Annotated in this window: 12 protein-coding genes; 3 read left to right on the top strand and 9 right to left on the bottom strand. The window is 65.9% G+C overall.

Annotation, left to right across the window (positions count from 1 at the left end; translation table 11 throughout):
- Positions 1 to 334 precede the first annotated feature (334 nt).
- On the bottom strand, positions 335 to 1,120 hold the full coding sequence (locus tag PIN01S_RS00485; RefSeq protein WP_084332873.1) for an NAD(P)H-dependent oxidoreductase: 786 nt from the start codon (positions 1,118 to 1,120) through the stop codon (positions 335 to 337).
- Positions 1,121 to 1,205: 85 nt separating this feature from the next.
- On the opposite strand from PIN01S_RS00485, the gene PIN01S_RS00480 reads away from it, so the two are divergent.
- Positions 1,206 to 2,099, top strand: a complete 894-nt coding sequence (locus PIN01S_RS00480) for a LysR family transcriptional regulator (RefSeq protein ID WP_084332872.1) — start codon at positions 1,206 to 1,208, stop codon at positions 2,097 to 2,099.
- Here PIN01S_RS00480 and PIN01S_RS00475 read toward each other — a convergent pair whose 3' ends face one another.
- The 4 genes from PIN01S_RS00475 to putA all read right to left on the bottom strand — a co-directional run bounded on the left by PIN01S_RS00475 (position 2,100) and on the right by putA (position 10,442).
- Positions 2,100 to 2,795, bottom strand: coding sequence for a potassium channel family protein (locus tag PIN01S_RS00475; RefSeq protein WP_212633043.1), 696 nt, complete (start codon positions 2,793 to 2,795; stop codon positions 2,100 to 2,102).
- Positions 2,785 to 4,113, bottom strand: coding sequence for a TrkH family potassium uptake protein (locus PIN01S_RS00470; protein ID WP_084332871.1), 1,329 nt, complete (start codon positions 4,111 to 4,113; stop codon positions 2,785 to 2,787). Before PIN01S_RS00470 ends, PIN01S_RS00475 begins: the two co-directional genes overlap by 11 nt.
- A 294-nt stretch (positions 4,114 to 4,407) precedes the next feature.
- The gene (locus tag PIN01S_RS00465; RefSeq protein ID WP_084332870.1) at positions 4,408 to 6,210 is read right to left on the bottom strand and encodes an acyl-CoA dehydrogenase; all 1,803 of its coding nucleotides are present in this window, start codon (positions 6,208 to 6,210) and stop codon (positions 4,408 to 4,410) included.
- Positions 6,211 to 6,470: 260 nt separating this feature from the next.
- Positions 6,471 to 10,442: a trifunctional transcriptional regulator/proline dehydrogenase/L-glutamate gamma-semialdehyde dehydrogenase gene (gene putA / locus PIN01S_RS00460; RefSeq protein WP_084332869.1), complete on the bottom strand. Its 3,972-nt coding sequence runs from the start codon at positions 10,440 to 10,442 to the stop codon at positions 6,471 to 6,473.
- A 429-nt stretch (positions 10,443 to 10,871) separates the two neighbouring features.
- Here putA and PIN01S_RS00455 point away from each other — a divergent pair, with 429 nt between their 5' ends.
- Entirely contained in the window at positions 10,872 to 11,711 is an 840-nt protein-coding gene (locus tag PIN01S_RS00455) for a 23S rRNA (adenine(2030)-N(6))-methyltransferase RlmJ (RefSeq protein ID WP_084332868.1), read from the top strand.
- Between the two features lie 96 nt (positions 11,712 to 11,807).
- Here the strand turns inward: PIN01S_RS00455 and msrA are convergent, their stop codons facing one another.
- Together msrA and PIN01S_RS00445 are read right to left on the bottom strand one after the other, a co-directional pair.
- Positions 11,808 to 12,452, bottom strand: coding sequence for a peptide-methionine (S)-S-oxide reductase MsrA (gene msrA, locus PIN01S_RS00450; RefSeq protein WP_084332867.1), 645 nt, complete (start codon positions 12,450 to 12,452; stop codon positions 11,808 to 11,810).
- Between the two features lie 266 nt (positions 12,453 to 12,718).
- Positions 12,719 to 15,409: a bifunctional diguanylate cyclase/phosphodiesterase gene (locus PIN01S_RS00445; RefSeq protein ID WP_084332866.1), complete on the bottom strand. Its 2,691-nt coding sequence runs from the start codon at positions 15,407 to 15,409 to the stop codon at positions 12,719 to 12,721.
- Positions 15,410 to 15,486: 77 nt separating this feature from the next.
- On the opposite strand from PIN01S_RS00445, the gene PIN01S_RS00440 reads away from it, so the two are divergent.
- The gene (locus tag PIN01S_RS00440) at positions 15,487 to 16,017 is read left to right on the top strand and encodes a hypothetical protein (protein ID WP_084332865.1); all 531 of its coding nucleotides are present in this window, start codon (positions 15,487 to 15,489) and stop codon (positions 16,015 to 16,017) included.
- 115 nt (positions 16,018 to 16,132) lie between these two features.
- Here PIN01S_RS00440 and aceF read toward each other — a convergent pair whose 3' ends face one another.
- Both aceF and aceE read right to left on the bottom strand, forming a co-directional pair.
- Positions 16,133 to 17,782, bottom strand: coding sequence for a dihydrolipoyllysine-residue acetyltransferase (gene aceF / locus PIN01S_RS00435; protein ID WP_084332864.1), 1,650 nt, complete (start codon positions 17,780 to 17,782; stop codon positions 16,133 to 16,135).
- Positions 17,783 to 17,793: 11 nt separating this feature from the next.
- A complete protein-coding gene (gene aceE, locus PIN01S_RS00430; protein WP_084332863.1) occupies positions 17,794 to 20,442 on the bottom strand; it encodes a pyruvate dehydrogenase (acetyl-transferring), homodimeric type in 2,649 nt (882 codons plus the stop codon).
- Positions 20,443 to 20,492: the final 50 nt, after the last annotated feature.

Here is a 20,492-nt window from a genome sequence, read left to right as displayed (position 1 = left end):
CCCCTCCCTCCATCGCCGCTCCGGGGGCCGACCTCGGCGGCCCCGCACGAAGGGCCATCCCTGGCCAATCGCGTCTCTCGCGGCATCCATGCCGCTCGTCCCCCTACACGACGATTCCGCTCGGCCTCCTGACGGGGCGTCGGAGTTGGCCCAACCCTGCAAGCTTTCTGGCAATGCCAAAGCGTCAGGATCACTTCGCTGCGTCGAGCGACACGACTCCCCTCTCCCGTTTACGGGAGAGGGGCTGGGGGAGAGGGGTTTTATCCAATTCGCAGCAGAATGCAGAACCTATTCATTCGCCCGATTCAACACCGTCGGGCGAATGAATTCGCCCCTACGCATCATCCCCGACATGCACCCCAAACCCCGTCCGCCCCGGCGCGATTTCCGGGCGCAAGGTAAGGGCCGGGATTTCGTAGGCGCCGGCGTTCTGTGGGCGGAAGGGGATCGGCGCGGTGGTGAACAGCTCGTCCAGGCGCTTCCCGAGCTGCTCGCAGATCGCGGCGTAACGGGTTTCGTCGATCTTGCCGGTGCGGTAGACCACGAACGGCGGCAGGATGTCGAAGCCGGGGTAATAAAGGATGCCGTGGTGGATGGGGAAGAGCAGGTCGTCGATCGGGCCGTTGATGCCGCGCGGGCTGTAGTGCGGCTCCCAGCCGCCAGCGGTGACGACCAGCATGGCGCGCTTGCCGGCCAGCGTGCCTTCGCCGTAGCGGTCTCCCCAGTGGCTGTCGGAGTGCTCGCCCACGCCGTAGGCGAAACCGTAGGCATAGACGCGCTCCACCCAGCCCTTGAGGATGGCTGGCATCGAGAACCACCAGAGCGGGAACTGCAGGATGACGGCATCCGCCCACAGCAGCTTCTCCTGCTCACGCACGATATCCAGGCTCTGCAAACCGTTTTCGTAGGCGTGCCTGGAGTCGAGGGAAGGATCGAAGCGCTCGCCGGGCCGGCGCTGGATGCTGTCGTCAGCATCGAGCTGCGCTTTCCAGTTCATCGCATACAGGTCCGAGATCTGGACGCTATGCCCGGCGGCTTCGAGGCGCTTGATCGTGAACGCCTTGAGCGAGCCGTTGAGGGAGCGGGGTTCGGGGTGGGCATAAACGAGCAGGATATTCATGGCTGACCTCCAAAGGTGGTGTGCGGGCAGGATGGAGGTTTGCTAGGTATAGTTGAAATGAATATCCGATATCCCAGGTATTGCAGTGAGTAATCTCGGAAGGCTCGACCTCAATCTGCTGGTCACCCTGGATGTGCTGCTGAGCGAGCACAACGTCACCCGTGCCGCCGAGCGCCTGAACCTGTCCCAGCCCGCGGTGAGCGTGCACCTTGCCAAGCTGCGGGAATTCTTTGGCGATCCGCTGTTGCTGCCGGGCCCGCGCGGCATGCGCCCCACCGCCCGGGCGGACGAGCTGCGCGAGCCGTTGCGCCAGGCGCTGGAGGCGTTGGGGCACGCCGTGTCGCCCGCGCGGCCCTTCGATCCCGCCGAGGCTCGGCATACCTGGCGTGTCATGGCGTCCGACTACGGCGAGTCGACCATCGTGCTGCCGGCCCTGGCCGGATTGCGCAAGGCGGCGCCGCATAGCCGATTGGCCGTGCTGGAACTGGTACCGTCGCGCATCGCCCGGCAGGCGGAGCAGGGCGAGATCGACCTGGCCTTCCATATCCTGGAGGATGCGCCGCCCGGTCTGCATGGCCGCACCCTGTTCGCGGAGCGTTACGTACTGGTGGGACGGACAGGTCATCCCGAGCTGGAACGGCCGCCCTCAATGGAGCGGTTCTGCCGGCTCGATCACGTGATCGTGTCGCCGAACGGCGGGGGCTTTCGCGGTGTGACCGACGAGGCGCTGGCGGCGGTGGGTCTGTCGCGACGGGTGGCGCTGTCCGTGCCGCATTTCCTGTTCGTCGTATCGGCCCTGATGGGCTCGGACCTGGTGGCGATGCTGCCCGAACGCCTGGTGCGCGGTAACGCCGCGTTGCAGGTGGTCGAGCCGCCGCTCCAGGTGCCGGGCTACGAGATGGTCATGCTCTGGCACGAACGCGTTCACCGCGACCCGGCCCATCGCTGGTTGCGCGAGCATATTACTCGGGCAGTTTGACTACTTCAGCTCGGCCGCAAACTTCTGGATGAGCTGGGTCGCACCCGTGACGATCAGCAGGTCGCCGGGCAGGACGAGGGTGCTGGGCGTGGCGTGCTGAAAGTCTTCGTTGTGACGCTTCAAGCCCACGATGGTGACGCCGTATTTCTCACGGATATCGGAGTCGGCCAGCGTCTTGTTATGAGCGAGCGGGGGAGCCTGGATCTTGGCGATGCCGAAGCCATCGTCGAATTCGATGAAGTCGATCAGCCGGCCGGTGATCAGGTGGGCGACGCGCTCGCCCATGTCCATTTCCGGATAGACCACATGGTGGGCGCCGATCCGCTGGGCGATGTGCCCGTGCTCGTTGGTCAGCGCCTTGACCCAGATGTCCTTGATGCCTAGTTCGACCAGCGCCATGACCGTCATCAGGCTGGCGGCGAGGTCGGTGCCGATGCCGACGATGGCATGGGAAAAATCGGCCACGCCCAGTTGGCGGAGCACCTGGGTGTTGGTGGAGTCGGCCTGTACCGCATGGGTCAGCAGGTCCGCCCAGGTGTCGACGGGCTCGGGGTCGCGGTCGATGCCCATGACGTCGTGACCGAGGCGCATCAGGGTTTGCGCCACCGCTCCGCCGAAGCGGCCGAGACCGATGACGACCACGCTGTCGCCCTTGGAAAAGGCGAATTGTTCGGTGAACAAGAACTTAGCCAACAATGGGGTGTTCCTCCGGGTAGCGGTAGGGCATGCGGCGCTCGCCCAGGGCCAGCGAAGTGGCCAGGGTGACGGTGCCGACCCGGCCCACGTACATGAGCAGAATCAGCATGAGCTGGCTGGATTCCGGCAACGAGGCGGTGATGCCGGTGGACAGGCCGACGGTGCCGAACGCCGAAATGACCTCGAAGATGACCTGGTCGGTCGGGAAATCGGTCTCGCGCAGGATGACGATCGTTCCCAGCACGATCATCGCGCTGCCCAGGAAAAGCACCGTGATGGCCTGGCGCTGAGCCGAAGGGCCGACCCTCCGGCCGAACGCCTCGGAGTCGCTACGGCCGCGTATTTCCGCGATGACCAGCAGGGCCAGGATCGCCACGGTGCCGACCTTCACGCCCCCGGCGGTACCGGCGCTGCCGCCGCCGATGAACATCAGGAAGTAGTGCAGCCCCCAGCTTTCATGGGTCAGCACGCCGATGTCGATGGAGTTGAAGCCGGCGGTCCGCGCGGAAACGGAGGCGAAGGCGGCGGACAGAAGCTTGTCGCCGAAGGCCATGGGCCCGAGCGTTTTCGGGTTGGCCCACTCGAACAGCAGCAGCGTGGCGAACCCGCCCAGCAGCAGGACCAGCGTGCCGAGCAGGGTCAGCTTGGTGTGCAGGGACCAGTGGCGGGGATCGCGCAGTTTGTTGCGTAGGTCGCTGATCACGGGAAAACCGATCCCGCCGATGACGATGGCAGTCATGACCGGCAGCAGCACCAGCGCGTCGGTGGCGTAGCGCATCAGGCTGTCGGCGTGAATGGAAAAGCCGGCGTTGTTGAAGGCGGAAATGGCATGGAAGAGCCCGCTCCAGGCCGCCTCTCCCCAGGGGAGGCCGTAGGCCAGGTGAAGGCGGAGCGTCAGCAGCAGCGCCACGCTCAATTCGATCGCCACCGTCACCGTCAAGACCAGTCGGGCGACGCTGGAGAGGTCGCCCAGCCCCAGCGTGCGGGATTCGGCCTGGGCGATCAGCTTGGTGTGCAGGCGGAACGACCGGTTGACCAGCAGGCCCAGCACGGTCGCCAGCGTCATCATGCCGAAGCCGCCGAGCTGGAACAGCAGCATGATCATCGACTGGCCGAACATCGACCAGTAGGTCCCCGTGTCCACCACCACCAGCCCCGTCACGCAGACCGCCGACACGGCGGTGAACAGCGCGACGGTCCAGGGCGCGGCCTGCCCCTCCGCCTGGGAAATGGGCAGCATCAGGACGGCGGTGCCGATCAGGATCACGGTGAGGAAGGCCAGGGCGACGGCCCGGGCGGGGTGAAGCAGAGGCTTCATTCGGCCCCCGTCGATGGCGAGGGCGTGCGGCGGCGAGATCGTGGACTCATCGGGCTGGTCACTTCTGCGGGTTGGCGGCAAGCATAGGGGGCGGGACTTCCCGGTTCAACCGGAGCCGCGAGTATTTGCAGCCTGTCGCAGGGTTGGAGTCGCGCGAGGTTTATCGGCGGGGTTAGCGGTTATCTTCGTGGGCTGTGACGGACCGTGCGAGGCATTGCCCAGTAACGGCGTGGCCGGTGGAAAACCCTGTGCGGTTTTCCGCCCGGCCTCTATACGCTGCGCTGCGTCAGGTGATCAGAACCAGGCGTCCTGCATCTCCAGGCAGGTCGGATCGCGGGCTTCCAGCAGGGCCAGTTCGTGATGGCAGGACGGGACTTCCCAGGTGAGGAAGTAGCGCGCGGCCTGGAGCTTGCCTTTATAGAAGTCGGCGTCCGCCGGGTTGCCGCCGGCCAGGCCCTGTTCGGCGCGGATGGCCTGTTCCAGCCAGCGCCAGCCGATCACGGCATGGCCGAATACCTTGAGGTACAGCGCCGAGTTGGCCAGGGCCTGGTTGACCTTGCCCTGCATGAGGTCGCCGAGCAGGGCCAAGGTAACCGCCGAGAGGCGCGCCAGGAGTTGCTCCAGCGGCTGGCGCAGGGCGTCCAGCGAGGGGTGTTCGGCGGCGCGGCGGCAACAGTCCTGGATCAGCCGGGTCAGTTGCTTGAGGCCGGCGCCGTTGTTCTGCGCCACCTTGCGGCCGAGCAGGTCGAGGGACTGGATGCCGTGGGTGCCTTCGTGGATCGGGTTGAGGCGGTTATCGCGGTAGTACTGCTCCACCGGGTATTCGCGGGTGTAGCCGTGGCCGCCGAGGATCTGGATCGCCAGTTCGTTGGCCTTCAGGCAGAACTCCGAGGGCCAGGACTTGACGATGGGGGTGAGCAGGTCGAGCAGTTCGTGGGCCTGCTTGCGCTCATCTTCGGTGGGCAGGGTCTCGGTGTCGTCGAACAGGCGGGCAGCGTACAGGCCGAGGTCGAAGGCGCCTTCCACGTAGGCCTTCTGGGTCAGCAGCATGCGCCGCACGTCGGCGTGCTGGACGATCGGCACCGGCTTGGAGGTCGGGTCCTTGCCGTCCGGCAGGCGGCCCTGGGGACGTTCGCGGGCATACTCCAGCGAGTACAGGTAGCCGGCGTAGCCGAGCATGATGGCGCCCATGCCGACGCCGATGCGCGCCTCGTTCATCATCTGGAACATGTAGGCCAGGCCGTGGTGCGGCTTGCCCACCAGGTAGCCGACGCATTCGCCGTTGTCGCCGAAGTTCAGCGCGGTGGAGGTGGTGCCGCGCCAGCCCATCTTGTGGAACAGGCCGGCGAGCAGCACGTCGTTGCGCTGGCCCAGGCTGCCGTCATCGTTGACCAGGAATTTGGGCACGATGAACAGGGAAATGCCTTTCACCCCGGGCGGGGCGTCCGGCAGCTTGGCCAGGACCATGTGGACGATGTTTTCCGACAACGGATGGTCGCCGCCGGAGATGAAAATCTTGTTGCCCTTGATCCGGTAGGTGCCGTCGCCGGCCGGTTCGGCGCGGGTGCGGATGTCCGCCAGGGAGGAGCCGGCATGGGGCTCGGTCAGCGCCATGGTGCCGAAGAAGCGGCCTTCGATCATCGGCTGGAGGAAGCGCTGTTTCTGCTCCTCGCTGCCGAAGGCCTCGATCAGGTTGGCCGCGCCCATGGTCAGCATGGCGTAGGACGAGGTGGCGATGTTGGCCGACTGGAAGTGGGCGAAGCAGGCCTGGGAGAGCAGGTTGGGCAACTGCATGCCGCCTTGTTCGAAGGTGCGCGTGGCGTTGAGGAAGCCGGCCTCGAGGAAGGCGTCCACTGCCGGCTTCACCTCGGGAATCAGGCGGGCCTCGCCGTTGACGTACTCCGGCTCGTTCTCGTCGTTCTTGCGGTTGTGCGGGGCGAAGAGGTTTTCGGCGATGCTGCGGGCGGTGCCGAGGGCGGCGTCGAAGGTTTCGCGGCTGTGCTCGGCGAAGCGTTCGCGCTGGGTCAGGGCTTCGGCGTCCAGCACTTCGTAGAGTTCGAAGGCCAGGTTGCGGGAGCTGAGCAGGGTTTCGGACATGGACGTTCCTCCGTGGGATGTCCGAGTCTAGTCCCGCTGAATGATGGGTGCCCAGCACCATCCATGCGCTTGATAAAGCCCAAAAAGCCGGGGCACGGAAAAGCGAAAGGCGGGGCTTGTGGCCCCGCCTTCGTCCACCTTCGTGGCAGTGCGTCCGCAGACGCGAGAAAGGAAGAACGCCGTGCCGGGCGGGTAGCCCACGTTCATCACGCTGCGCGGCGTGGTGCCGCCCCGGCTGCAACCGGAGTGGGCACCGGACGTCAGCCGATGGTCATCAGGCTGGCGTTGCCGCCGGCAGCGGCGGTGTTGACGCTAAGAGCGCGTTCGATCAGCAGGCGTTCCAGCGGGATCGCCGTTTCGCCCTGGGACAGGCCCTGCACGCCGACGATCGGGCCGGAACGCTTGGCCACCTGCTGGCAGACCGCGCGCAACTGGTCGGAGTCGCCGTGGTGCAGCACCGCGTCGAAACGCACCTCGTCCTTCTGCCAGTCGGCCACCAGCTCGATGCGCGCCTTGACCTCATCCGGCAGACGCTTGACCAGACCGCGGGTCAGCTCGCCTTCGGCCCAGAGGGCCTTGCTGCCGACCGCCAGGCAGGCGGCCAGTTGGGTCAGCAGGTCCTGCTCGATCTCGGCCAGGCACAGCACGCGCTCGCGCGGCAGCAGGCTGTAGGTGTTGCGCTCGCCGGTCGGGCCGGGCAGCAAGCGGGTCAGGCCGCTTTGCGAGGCGGCGCCGAATTCCTCGGCGATGGCCGCCAGCGCCTGCTGGTCGTTGTTCTGCGCCCAGGACTTGAGCGCTGCCAGGGGCTTGTCCAGTTGCAGGGCCGCACGCAGTTGGGCGTCCGCCGGTGTCTCGGCATCGCTGCGGGCGAAGCCGTGGGCAATGGCGTCGGCCGGACGGGTCGACAGCAGGCGGTACATGTACAGCGGGCCGCCGGCCTTCGGACCGGTGCCGGAGAGACCTTCGCCGCCGAACGGCTGCACCCCGACCACCGCGCCGACCATGTTGCGGTTGACGTAGAGGTTGCCGGCGTGGGCCTTGCTCACGACTTGGGCGATGGTCTCGTCGATGCGGGTATGCACGCCGAGGGTCAGGCCGTAGCCGGTGGCGTTGATCTGCTCGATCAGGGCGCCGAGGTCCTTGCGCTTGTAGCGCACCACGTGCAGCACCGGGCCGAAGATTTCGCGTTCCAGCTCGGACAGACTTTCCAGCTCGATCAGGGTCGGCGTCACGTAGGTGCCGCGACGGATCGCGTCGCCTTCCAGGCGGGCGTTCTGGTAGACGCTGCGGCCTTTTTCGCGCATGGCCTGGATGTGGCGCTCGATGCCGGCCTTGGCTTCGCCGTCGATCACCGGGCCGATGTCGGTGCCCAGGTGGTCCGGGTTGCCCAGGCGGCACTCGGCCATGGCGCCCTTGAGCATGGCGATCAGGCGTTCGGCCACGTCTTCCTGCACGCACAGCACGCGCAGCGCGGAGCAGCGCTGGCCGGCGCTGTCGAAGGCGGAGGCGACCACGTCGGTGACCACCTGCTCCACCAGGGCGGAGGAGTCGACGATCATGGCGTTCTGGCCGCCGGTCTCGGCGATCAGCGGGATCGGCCGGCCCTGGGCATCGAGGCGTCCGGCGACGTTGCGCGAGAGGATGCCGGCGACTTCGGTGGAACCGGTGAACATCACGCCCTTGACGCGCTCGTCGCCCACCAGGGCGGCGCCGACGGTCTCGCCGCGGCCCGGCAGCAGTTGCAGCACGCCGGCCGGAATGCCGGCTTCGAGGAGGATGCGCACGGCCTGGGCGGCGATCAGCGGGGTCTGCTCGGCGGGCTTGGCCAGCACGGTGTTGCCGGCGGCGAGGGCCGCGGCGACCTGACCGCTGAAGATCGCCAGCGGGAAGTTCCACGGGCTGATGCAGACCACCGGGCCCAGCGGACGGTGGGTGTCGTTGGCGAAGTCGGCGCGGACCTGGGCGGCGTAGTAGCGCAGGAAGTCCACGGCCTCGCGGACTTCGGCGATGGCGTTGGCGAAGGTCTTGCCGGCTTCGCGCACCAGCAGGCCCATCAGGGTCTGCATCTGGCCTTCCATCAGGTCGGCTGCGCGGTCCAGGGTGGCGGCGCGCTCGGCCGGCGGAGTGGCCTGCCAGATCGGCGCGGCGGCGAGGGCGGCGAGCAGGGCGTTGTTGACGTCCTCGACGCTGGCTTCCTGCACGTGGCCGACCAGGTCACGGTGGTCCGCCGGGTTGAGTATCGGCACGGCGACGCCGCTGCTGCTGTCGCAGCCAAGCATCGGCGCGGCCTTCCAGTCGGCGTGGGCGGTGGTCAGCAGGGCGCTGGAGAGCGAGCCGAGGCGGTGTTCGTTGGCCAGGTCGATGCCGCTGGAGTTGATCCGCGCCTTGCCGTACAGGTCGCGCGGCAGCGGGATGCGCGGGTGCGGCAGGCCGAGCTGGCCTTCCTGCACGGCCATCTGCTCGATGGTCGGCACCGGGTCGGCGACCAGCTCCTTGATGGAGATGGACTGGTCGGCGATGCGATTGACGAACGAGGTGTTGGCGCCGTTTTCCAGCAGGCGGCGTACCAGGTAGGCAAGCAGCGTCTCGTGGGTGCCGACCGGGGCATAGATACGGCACGGACGGTTCAGCTTGCCTTCGGAAACCGGGCCGACCACCTGCTCGTAAAGCGGCTCGCCCATGCCGTGCAGGCACTGGAACTCGTACTGGCCCGGGTAGTAGTTCTGCCCGGCGATCTGGTAGATGGCCGACAGGGTGTGGGCGTTGTGGGTGGCGAACTGCGGGAAGATGACTTCCGGCACGGCCAGCAGCTTGCGGGCGCAGGCGATGTAAGAGACGTCGGTATAGACCTTGCGGGTGTAGACCGGGTAGCCCTCCAGGCCATCCACCTGGGCGCGCTTGATTTCGCTGTCCCAGTAGGCGCCTTTCACCAGGCGGATCATCAGGCGATGGCGGCTGCGGCGGGCCAGGTCGATGACATAGTCGATGACGTACGGGCAGCGCTTCTGGTAGGCCTGGATGACGAAGCCGATGCCGTTCCAGCCGGCCAGTTGCGGCTCGAAGCAGAGGCGCTCGAGCATGTCGAGGGAGATTTCCAGGCGGTCGGCTTCTTCGGCGTCGATGTTGAGGCCGATGTCGTACTGCTTGGCCAGGACGGTCAGGCCGAGCAGGCGCAGATACAGCTCGTCCATCATCCGCTCGTACTGGGCGCGGCTGTAGCGCGGGTGCAGGGCGGACAGCTTGATGGAGATGCCGGGGCCTTCATAGATGCCGCGGCCGTGGGACGCCTTGCCGATGGCGTGGATGGCCTGCTCGTAGGAGGCCAGGTAGCGCTGGGCGTCTTCCTCGGTCAGCGCGGCCTCGCCGAGCATGTCGTAGGAGTAGCGGAAGCCTTTGGCTTCGTAGCGGCTGGCGTTGGCCAGGGCTTCGGCGATGGTTTCGCCGGTGACGAACTGCTCGCCCATCAGGCGCATGGCCATGTCCACGCCCTTGCGGATCAGCGGTTCGCCGCTCTTGCCGATGATGCGGTTGAGCGAGTTGGACAGGCCGGCCTCGGTGTGGGTGGACACCAGCTTGCCGGTGATCAGCAGGCCCCAGGAGGCCGCGTTGACGAACATCGACGGGCTCTGGCCGAGGTGCTGGCTCCAGTTGCCGGTGCTGATCTTGTCGCGGATCAGGGCGTCGCGGGTGCCTTTGTCCGGGATGCGCAGCAGGGCTTCGGCCAGGCACATCAGGGCCACGCCTTCCTGGGAGGAGAGGGAGAATTCCTGCAACAGGCCCTGGACGATGCCGGCGCGGCCGCTGGCGCTCTTCTGGTTGCGCAGTTTTTCGGCGATACGCTGGGCGAGCTTCTGCGAGGCTTCGGCCTGGTCGGCCGGCAGGCGCGCCTGCTCCAGCAGCATGGGCACCACTTCCTGCTCGGGGCGACGGTAGGCGCCGGTGATGGCGGCGCGCAGCACGGATTGCGGCAGGATGCTTTCGGCGAATTCGAGGAAGGGCTGGAAGCCCGGGTCCACCAGTGCCTCGACGGCTTCGTTGTCGCCTTCGGCCAGGCGCGTGGCGATGGCTTCCAGTTCGGGCATGCTGACACCGCTCTCGAGGGTTGCCAGGTAGCTGTAGATGGCCTGCTTGATCAGCCAATGGGGCGTGCGATCAATCTTGCGTGCCGCTTCCTTCAGCCGCTCCCGGGTCGCTTCGTCGAGTTTGACCCCGAGGGTCGTGGTGGTTGCCATGTTTCTTATCCTCAATAAAACCGCTTGGTCACGGCGTCAGCCAGCGCGAAGAGTAGCGATGTCCGTTTCTGGGTGCAACTAGGTGCAACCCGCATTTTTCGCGGAGCCCAGGGGTGTTTCGGAGGGTTTCCGCTGAACGGTCGTGCGGCTGCATGCTTGTTGTGCATCCAGGCAACGGCCCCTTTGTGTTGCGCTGCAAAACGGGGCGGATGGGTTGGCGAAACGCTGAGGTGCAACTTTTCGTGGGCATGGTTGCGCTGGTCGAGGCCTCGGTGACCTGTCCGGGTGCAACCGGTCTACACCCGGGTTACGCCGTGCGTGTAGCAAATTCCCGAATCCCGCTCGCCTGGATGTCTCCCGGATGGGGAAAGCAAGCGCTGTGCCGGGGTCGGGCAAGCCGGTACACTCCGCCCTTCGAGGAGCCCTGCCATGAACTACCGTCACGCCTTCCATGCCGGCAACCATGCCGACGTCCTGAAACACCAGACCCTGGCCCGGATCATCGCGCTGCTGAAGAAGAAGGAGGCGCCGTTCGCCTACCTGGACAGCCATGCGGGTGTCGGTTTGTATGACCTGCAAGGCGACCAGGCCAGCCGTACCGGCGAATGGCAGGAAGGCATCGGGCGGTTGTGGGAGCGCCCGGATCTGCCGGAGGTTCTGGCCGATTACCTGGGCGTGATCCGGGCCCTGAACACCGACGGCTCGCTGCGCTTCTATCCCGGCTCGCCCGAACTGGCGCGCCAACTGAGCCGCGAGCAGGATCGCCTGCACCTCAACGAGAAGCATCCCGAGGATGGTCGGCTGTTGAAGGAAAACATGGCCGGCGACCGGCGTGTCGCGGTGCACCTGGGCGAAGGCTGGCATGTGCCGCGCGCATTGTTGCCGACCCGGGAAAAGCGCGTCCTGCTGCTGATCGACCCGCCCTTCGAGAAGGTCGACGAGCTGGAACGCTGTGCCCAGGCGATGAACGAGGCCATCGGCCGCATGCGCCAGGCAATCGTGGTGATCTGGTACCCGATCAAGGACCAGCGCCAGCTCAAGCGTTTCTATCAGGACCTGGAAAAAACCGGCGCCCCCAAGCTGCTGCGCGCCGAACTGATGGTCCATGCCCCCGACAACACCCTCGGCCTCAACGGCTCCGGCCTGGCCATCGCCAACCCGCCGTGGGGCCTGGAAGACGAACTGCGCCAACTGCTGCCCTGGCTGGCCGAGGCCCTGGCACAGACCCGGGGCGACTGGCGGCTCGATTGGATAATCGATGAAGCCTAAAAAGCAGCGGCAAGCTGCAAGCCGTAAGCAGCAAGAATGAGCCGCTCCGCAGGCTGCCTTTAGCTTGTCGCTTGCAGCTTATAGCTTGCCGCTGCTCTAACCGAGGCATACGCCCGTGCCGCCCAGGCCGCAGTAGCCGTTGGGGTTCTTTGCCAGATACTGCTGGTGGTAGGCCTCGGCGTAATAGAACGGCGGGGCGTCGGCGATTTCGGTGGTGATCTCGCCCAGGCCGGCCTTGGTCAGTTCGGCCTGGAAGCGTTCGCGGGTACTTTCGGCGGCGGCGCGTTGGGCAGCATCGAAGGTATAGATAGCGGAACGGTACTGGGTGCCGACGTCGTTGCCCTGGCGCATGCCCTGGGTCGGGTTGTGCGCTTCCCAGAACACCTTGAGCAGGGCCTCGTAGCTGGTCACCTGCGGATCGAACACCACCAGTACCACTTCGGTGTGCCCGGTCAGGCCGGAGCAGACTTCATCGTAGGTCGGGTTCGGCGTGACACCGCCAGCATAGCCGACCGCGGTGGTCCAGACGCCGGGCTGTTGCCAGAAGCGCCGCTCGGCCCCCCAGAAACAGCCGAGGCCGAACACCGCCTGTTGCAGGCCGGCGGGGAAGGGCGGTTGCAACGGATTGCCGTTGACGTAGTGCGCTTCCGGCACCGGCATGGGCGTATCACGGCCGGGCAGGGCTTGTTCGGCGGTGGGCAGCTCCAGTTTGTGGGCGAGAATTTGCGAACGTAGAACCATGGGGCCTCCGGCCAGCGTAGCGTCAAGCGTGGGGTTCCACGCTACAAGCAAGCGCCTGGACGGGCAACCGTTTGAGCGCAGTGTGCCCGTCTTCGCCCCTACGGGTGTTTCGTGTGCGCTTTTGTAGGAGTGAGCTCTGCTCGCGAACCGGACCCCGCCAATGCATCGCCAGCAGAGCTGGCTCCTACGAAGGGCGGCCAACAGCTGTAGGGGCGAATTTATTCGCCCGGCGAGGGTGAGGTTGGACGAATGAAGACCTGCGTAGCTCAGCTCCGGCAGGGATAGCGGCGCAGGCTGTCGATCAGGTCGCGGCCGGAGATCGGGCGGTCGAACAGGTAGCCCTGGCCGACATCGCATTGCTGCCGGCGCAGGAAATTGAGCTGGGCGGCGCTCTCGATGCCTTCGGCGACAACCTTCAGGCGCAGGTTGTGCGCCATGGCGATCACCGCCGAGGTGATTTCCTTGTCGTCCTGGCTGTCGGGAATGTCCTTGATGAAGCTGCGGTCGATCTTGATCACGTCGATGGGAAATTTCTTCAGGTAGCTCAGCGACGAATAGCCGGTCCCGAAATCGTCCATCGCCAGGGACAGGCCCAGGCTCTTCAGGCGGTTGAGCTGCTGGCGGGTGTCGTCGGAGGCTTCCAGCAGCAGCCCCTCGGTGAGTTCGAGTTCCAGCAGCGCCGGTGGCAGTTGTTCCTCGTGGAGGATGGCGGCGATGGAGCCCACCAGATCCGGGTCGGAGAACTGCTTGGGCGACAGGTTGATCGCCACCTGCAATTCGCCGAGGCCGACTGCCGAGAGCTGCTTGCTCATCCGGCAGGCCTGGCGCAGGACCCACTTGCCGATGGGGATGATCAGGCCGGTTTCCTCGGCCACGGCGATAAATTGGTCGGGGCGGATCATGCCCTTTTCCGGATGGTTCCAGCGCAGCAGCGCCTCCATGCCGATCAACTGGCCGTTCTTCAGGCACAGCTTGGGCTGATAGAAGACTTCCAGTTCGTTCTGGGTCAGGGCGCGGCGCAGGTTGTTCTCGACGAACAGCTTGTAGCTCGCTTCGGCGTTCAAGGCCTCGGTGAACACCTGCACCTGATGCTTGCCGTTGGCCTTGGCCTTGTGCAGCGCCAGGCCGGCGTGCTTCATCAGGGTCTGCGGGTCCTGGCCGTGCAGCGGTGCGCTGGCCAGCCCGACCGAGCCGGTGACGCTGATCAACTGGTTCTCGACGAACAGGGGCTTGCCGATGGTGTTCAGCACCTGGCTGGCGACCACCTGCCCGGCCTCGAGGTCGGTATCTTCGAGCAACACGGCGAACTCGTTGCTGGCGAAGCGTGCCAGGTTGCCGCTCGGGCTGAGGCTATTGCGTAGGCGCCGGGCTAGCGCGATCAGCAATTTGTCGCCGATCTGGTGGCCCAGGCTGTCGTTGATCCGCTTGAAATTATCGATGTCCACCAGCAGCAGGCTGACCGGGGTGTCGCGGTGCTCCGCGAAGCGCTCTTCCAGGCGGCGGATGAAGGCGGGGCGATTGTCCAGGCTGGTCAGGTTGTCGGTGTAGGCCAGTCGTTCGATGCGTTGCTGGGCCAGCTTGCTTTCGGTGATGTCTTCGTAGATGCCGATGTAGTGGGTCAGCTCGCCGTGCTCGCCGAAGACCTTGGAGATCGACAACTGTCCCCAGTAGGGTTCGAAGTCCTTGCGCCGGCTGCGGAACTCGCCCTGCCAACTGTTGGCGTGGGCCAGGCTGGAGCGGGCATCGAACAGCAGTTCGCTGAGGTTCTCCACCGCCGGCAGTTCGGCCAGGCGGCGGCCGAGCACTTCCTCGGCGCTGTACTGGGTGATCGCGGTGAAGCTGGGGTTGACGTATTCGACCACGCCTTCGCGGTTGACCAGTAGGAAAGCGCTGGCGCTCTGCTCGACGGCGCGTTGGAACAGATGCAGCGTGCCGGTGGCATGTAGGCGTTGCTGGTTGACCAGCACCTGGGCGTATTGATCGGCCAGTTCACCGGCGAAGGCGACTTCGTCGGTCTGCCAGATGCGCGGCGTGCCCACGTGTTCCAGGCATAGCACGCCGACCACCTCGCCACCGATGCGGATGCTGGCATCGAGCATGGCGGTGATGCCCATGGGTTGCAGGTAGTCCGCGCTCAGCTCGCTGGTACGCGGGTCGCGGGCGGCGTTGTGGGCGTCGATGGCGCGGCCGCTGTGCAGCGCTTCCAGATAGAGCGGGTAGCGGCCGACGTCCATGGTTTCGCCGGGCTCGTGACGGGCGAGGTCCTGGCGATAGAGCGCCACCGGCTCCATGTGCTCGCCCTGGAGGCGCCAGATGCCGGCGCGGGCCACGTCGTAGGCCTCGCTGGCGGCCTGGGTGATCAGCTCGGCGGCTTCGCGCAGCGGGTCGTCGGATTGGTAGCGGTGGCGCGCCAGGCGCAGGATGAGGTTTTGCTGTGCGCGGGAGCGGGCCAAGTGCTTCAGGTGGTCTTCCTGGGACAGTTGGTAGAGTTCCAGGGTGGCTTCGATTCGGCTGGTCTCGTCTTGCCGTTCGATCTGCCGCTGCAGCTCCTCGGAGGTCAGGGACTCGTCCGCCACCAGCAGATAGCCGCGCAGCAACTGGCGGCCGTGTTGCTGGAAGGGTTCGCCCAGCTCCAGCAGGTTGAGCGAGCCGTGGGGCGTGTGCAGCCGGTATTGCACCAGGTAATGCGGACCGGCGCTGAGCTGCTGCTGGATGGCATCGTGCAGCCGGTAGCGTTCGGCAGGTTCCATCAGGCTGGCGTAGGGGGTACCGATCAGCGAGCAGAGATCGCCGGCGGGCAGGCCCAGTTGACGTTCGCAGGCGGGGTCCAGGTAGAGCAGCGTCCAGCTGGCTTCGTTCAGTCGCTCGAAGCGCAGCAGGCCCAGTCTCGAAGGGACTGGCAACTGCGTCACAACCTCGGCCGCCGAACGGCTGGCGGCATCGGGATGGCTTTTCATCGGGCGACTCGCTTCCAGTATGCTGACCGAGTTCGGGCCTCGGCCCTCTTCACTATCGCGTTCGGCAAGGGTGCATCATGCGGCGGAGACTGACAAGGCGACTCGGTGGACTATTCCTCATTACGGCTCTATTCGGCTCTATTCCGGTCCATTCCGCCGAAACGGGGGCGGCGCTCAGCGGGGATGAACCTGCGCGTTACCTGGCGGAAATCAAAAGGCTCTACCTGACCGAAGACGAGCGCAAGGCGCTCCTCGCGCACTGCAACGACTTGCTGCAAACCTACGCCTTGCGGGCGGGCTACCAAGTCGGCCAGCCCGGTCGCCAGGACCTGCTGTACCGCCTCAGCCTCGGCGCGCCCGGCGAGCTGGTGGTGCGCGAGGAATCCCGGGCGGCGGAGGGGGGGCAGGTGGCGGTGCGCAATTCGCGGCTGTCGGTATTCGGCGTCGATCCCTTCATTCGCTACGACTGTCCGCACAACGGCGTGTCCTGCGTGCTGCTCAACCCCGCCGACGGCAGCCCCTGGCTGACCATCCTTCGCGATCACAATGGCGCTGCCGAACTGGCCAAGGCGCTGTCGTTCCTGATCCGCAACGTGCAGAAGGGTTGACGCCCTCGCACGTATTTACTGCTGGGTAAAAAAAGCCCCGCCAAGTGGCGGGGCCGAGGAACGAGCGTGGCGTGCTCGAATTCGATGCCGGGCAACCCTTGGGTTGCCCGGTGCGTTACAGCAGCAGCGTGCGGATATCCGCCAGCAGTTCGCTCAGGCGCTTGGTGAAGCGCGCCGCGGCGGCGCCGTTGATCACGCGGTGGTCATAGGACAGCGACAGCGGCAGCATCAGGCGCGGCTGGAAGGCCTTGCCGTCCCATACCGGCTGCATCGTCGCCTTGGACACACCGAGGATCGCCACTTCCGGCGCGTTGACGATCGGCGTGAAGCCGGTGCCGCCAATATGGCCGAGGCTGGAAATGGTGAAGCAGGCGCCCTGCATGGCGTCGGCGGAGAGCTTCTTGGTGCGGGCCTTCTCGGCCAGCTCCGCGGCCTCGCCGGCCAGTTGCAGCAGGCTCTTCTGGTCGACGTCGCGGATCACCGGGACCAGCAGACCGTCCGGGGTGTCCACGGCGAAGCCGATGTGCACGTACTTCTTGCGGATCACGGCCTTGCCGCTGGGGGCCAGGGAGCTGTTGAAGTCCGGCAGCTCCTTGAGCAGGTGCGCGCAGGCCTTGAGCAGCAGCGGCAGGACGGTCAGCTTTACGCCGGCCTTTTCCGCCGCGGCCTTTTGGGCGACGCGGAACGCTTCCAGTTCGGTGATGTCGGCCGAGTCGAACTGGGTCACGTGCGGTACGTTGAGCCAGCTGCGGTGCAGGTTGGCGGCACCGACCTGCATCAGGCGGGTCATCGCCACTTCTTCCACTTCACCGAACTTGCTGAAGTCGACTTCCGGGATCGGCGGGATGCCGGCGCCACCGGTCGCGCCGGCCGGCGCTTCCTTGGCCTTCTGCATCATCGCCTTCACGTAGGCCTGCACGTCCTCCTTGAGGATGCGGCCCTTCGGACCGGTGCCGGTGACTTCGGCCAGGTTGACGCCGAACTCGCGGGCGGTCATGCGCACGGCAGGGCCGGCGTGAACCTTGGCGCCGTCACGGCTGGGCGCGCCGACCGGTTGCGGTGCTTCGGCCTTGGCGGACGGCGCGGCTGCCGGCGCAGCGGACGGCTTGGCGGCTTCCGCAGCCTGGGCCGGAGCGGCGGCAGGCTTGGATTCGGCCTTGGCCGCCGGGGCGGCACCGGCTACACGCAGGGTCAGGATCGGGTCGCCGGTGCCGACTTCGTCGTCCAGCTTGACCGACAGGCTCTCTACCACGCCGGCCTGCGGGCAGGGGATTTCCATGCTCGCCTTGTCCGATTCCAGGGTGATCAGCGATTGGTCGGCGGCGACGCTGTCGCCCACCTTGACCAGCACTTCGATGACCTTGGCCTTGCCTGCCGAACCGATGTCCGGCACGCGGATTTCCTGACTGCTCTCGGCTCCTGCACCGGTGTCGGAGGCTGCGGCCGGGGTCGGCGCCTCGGCCTCGTCGACGGCCTGGGCCGGCTTCGGCGCTTCGGCAGCGGGTGCCGATGCTTCGGCCGCGGCAGCGCCGCCTTCGCTTTCCAGTTCGAGCAGTTCGTCGCCTTCCTTCAGGCGGTCGCCCAGCTTCACTTTCAGGGCCTTGATCACGCCGCCCTTGGGCGCCGGGATTTCCATGCTGGCCTTGTCCGATTCCAGGGTCAGCAGGCTCTGGTCGGCCTCGATGCGATCGCCGACCTTCACCAGGATCTCGATGACCTCGCCTTCGCCACTGCCGATATCGGGTACGCGGATAATCTCACTCACGATGCGTCTCCTCAGCAGTCCAGGGGATTGCGTTTTTCGGGGTCGATGCCGAACTTGGCGATGGCCTCGGCCACCACTTTCGGTTCGATGTCGCCACGGTCGGCCAGGGCCTCGAGGGCAGCCAGCACGACCCAGTGACGATCCACCTCGAAGAAGTGACGCAGCTTCTTGCGGGTGTCGCTGCGGCCGAAGCCGTCGGTGCCGAGCACCTTGTATTCCTTGCTCGGAACCCACTGGCGGATCTGGTCGGCGAACAGCTTCATGTAGTCGGTGGAAGCCACGACCGGACCCTTGCGACCGTTCAGGCACTGCTCGACATAGGTCTTGCGCGGCTTCTGGCCGGGGTGCAGGCGGTTCCAGCGCTCGATGGCCAGGCCATCGCGGCGCAGTTCGTTGAAGCTGGTGACGCTCCACACGTCGGCGCCGACGTTGAACTGCTCGCGGAGGATCTTCGCCGCTTCGCGCACTTCGCGCAGGATGGTGCCGGAGCCCAGCAGTTGCACGTGGTGGGCGGCTTCGCGCTTGTCTTCCTCGAGCAGGTACATGCCCTTGATGATGCCTTCCTCGGCGCCCTGCGGCAGGGCCGGCTGGGTGTAGGCCTCGTTCATCACGGTGATGTAGTAGAAGACGTTCTGCTGCTCTTCCGTCATCTGACGGATGCCTTCGCGGATGATCACCGCCAGCTCGTAGCCGTAGGTCGGGTCGTAGCTGCGGCAGTTCGGGATGGTCGCCGCCATCAGGTGGCTGTGGCCGTCCTCATGCTGCAGGCCTTCGCCATTCAGCGTGGTGCGGCCGGCGGTGCCGCCGACCAGGAAGCCGCGTGCCTGGCTGTCGCCGGCGGCCCAGGCCAGGTCGCCGATACGCTGGAAGCCGAACATCGAATAGAAGATGTAGAACGGCAGCATCGGCTGGTTGTGGTTGCTATAGGCGGTCGCCGCGGCGATCCAGCTGGACATGGCGCCGGCTTCGTTGATGCCTTCCTCGAGGATCTGGCCCTTCTTGTCCTCGCGGTAGAACATCACCTGGTCCTTGTCCACCGGCTCATAGAGCTGGCCGACCGAGGAGTAGATGCCGAGCTGGCGGAACATGCCTTCCATGCCGAAGGTACGTGCTTCGTCCGGGATGATCGGGACGATGCGGCTGCCCAGTTCCTTGTCCTTGACCAGTTGCGAGAGAACGCGCACGAAGGCCATGGTGGTGGAGATTTCGCGGTCGCCGGAACCGTCGAGGATGGCCTTGAGGGTATCCAGCGGCGGGGTCGGGATGCTGACGCTCTTGGTCCGGCGCTGCGGCACGAAACCGCCGAGGGCGGCGCGGCGCTCGCGCAGGTACTTGGCTTCGGGGCTGCCTTCTTCCGGCTTGAAGAACGGCAGTTTTTCCAGGTCTTCGTCCTTGATCGGGATGTCGAAGCGATCGCGGAATTTCTTCAGGCTGTCGACGTCGACCTTCTTGGTGTTGTGCGCGGTGTTCTTCGCTTCGCCGGCGCCGGTGCCATAGCCCTTGATGGTCTTGGCCAGGATGACGGTCGGCTGACCCTTGTGGTTGACCGCTTGGTGGTAGGCCGCATAGACCTTGTAGGGGTCATGGCCGCCACGGTTGAGCTTGAAGATTTCCTCGTCGGAGAGGTCCTTGACCATCTCCAGCAGCTCCGGACGCGCGCCGAAGAAGTGCTGACGCACGAAGGCGCCATCCTTCGCCTTGTAGTTCTGGTATTCACCGTCGACCACTTCGTCCATGCGGGCCTGCAGCAGGCCGGCTTCGTCCTTGGCGAACAGCGGGTCCCAGAAACGGCCCCAGATGACTTTGTTGACGTTCCAGTTGGCGCCGCGGAACACGCCTTCGAGTTCCTGGATGATCTTGCCGTTGCCGCGCACGGGGCCGTCCAGGCGCTGCAGGTTGCAGTTGATCACGAAGATCAGGTTGTCCAGCTTCTCGCGGCCGGCCAGGGCGATGGCGCCCAGGGATTCCGGCTCGTCGGTCTCGCCGTCGCCGAGGAAACACCAGACCTTCTGCTTGCCGGCGGGGATGAAGCCGCGGTCTTCCAGGTACTTCATGAAGCGTGCCTGGTAGATCGCCTGGATCGGGCCGAGGCCCATGGAAACGGTGGGGAACTGCCAGAAGTCCGGCATCAGCCAGGGGTGCGGGTAGGACGAGAGGCCCTTGCCGTCCACTTCCTGGCGGAAGTTGTTCAGTTGGTCTTCGCTGATGCGGCCTTCGAGGAAGGCGCGGGCATAGACGCCGGGGGAAGCGTGGCCCTGGAAGTAGATCAGGTCGCCGCCGTGTTCGTCGGTCGGGGCCTGGAAGAAGTAGTTGAAGCCGATGTCATACAGGGTCGCGCTGGAGGCGAAGGTGGAGATGTGTCCACCCAGGTCCGGGTCCTGCAGGTTGGCGCGCATCACCATGGCCAGTGCGTTCCAGCGCACCAGCGAGCGGATGCGGCGCTCCATGAACAGGTCGCCCGGCATGCGCGCTTCGTGGGTTACCGGGATGGTGTTGCGGTAAGGCGTGGTGATCGCGTAGGGCAGCTGGGTGCCGCTGCGCGTGGCCAGTTCACCCATCCGGGTCATCAGATAATGGGCGCGGGATTCACCTTCGCGGTCGAGAACGGACTCCAGGGCGTCCAGCCATTCCTGGGTTTCGATTGGATCGAGGTCTTGCATGGCTTGCTCCAGGGCGGAAAGGCTTCCAGAATCGGTAGCCAGTGTTCGCT

It is taken from the genome of Pseudomonas indica NBRC 103045 (genome assembly GCF_002091635.1).
GTDB classification, from domain to species: domain Bacteria; phylum Pseudomonadota; class Gammaproteobacteria; order Pseudomonadales; family Pseudomonadaceae; genus Pseudomonas_M; species Pseudomonas_M indica.
Note: the sequence above shows the minus strand (reverse complement) of the source record. Positions and strands in the feature narration are given on the sequence as shown.

Bases quoted from the DNA above. Each gene is read 5' to 3' on its own strand.
- PIN01S_RS00485 (WP_084332873.1), bottom strand. From the start codon at position 1,120: ATGAATATCCTGCTCGTTTATGCCCACCCCGAACCCCGCTCCCTCAAC.
- PIN01S_RS00470 (WP_084332871.1), bottom strand. From the start codon at position 4,113: ATGAAGCCTCTGCTTCACCCCGCCCGGGCCGTCGCCCTGGCCTTCCTC.
- PIN01S_RS00465 (WP_084332870.1), bottom strand. From the start codon at position 6,210: ATGTCCGAAACCCTGCTCAGCTCCCGCAACCTGGCCTTCGAACTCTAC.
- putA (WP_084332869.1), bottom strand. From the start codon at position 10,442: ATGGCAACCACCACGACCCTCGGGGTCAAACTCGACGAAGCGACCCGG.
- PIN01S_RS00455 (WP_084332868.1), top strand. From the start codon at position 10,872: ATGAACTACCGTCACGCCTTCCATGCCGGCAACCATGCCGACGTCCTG.
- msrA (WP_084332867.1), bottom strand. From the start codon at position 12,452: ATGGTTCTACGTTCGCAAATTCTCGCCCACAAACTGGAGCTGCCCACC.
- PIN01S_RS00445 (WP_084332866.1), bottom strand. From the start codon at position 15,409: ATGAAAAGCCATCCCGATGCCGCCAGCCGTTCGGCGGCCGAGGTTGTG.
- PIN01S_RS00440 (WP_084332865.1), top strand. From the start codon at position 15,487: ATGCGGCGGAGACTGACAAGGCGACTCGGTGGACTATTCCTCATTACG.
- aceE (WP_084332863.1), bottom strand. From the start codon at position 20,442: ATGCAAGACCTCGATCCAATCGAAACCCAGGAATGGCTGGACGCCCTG.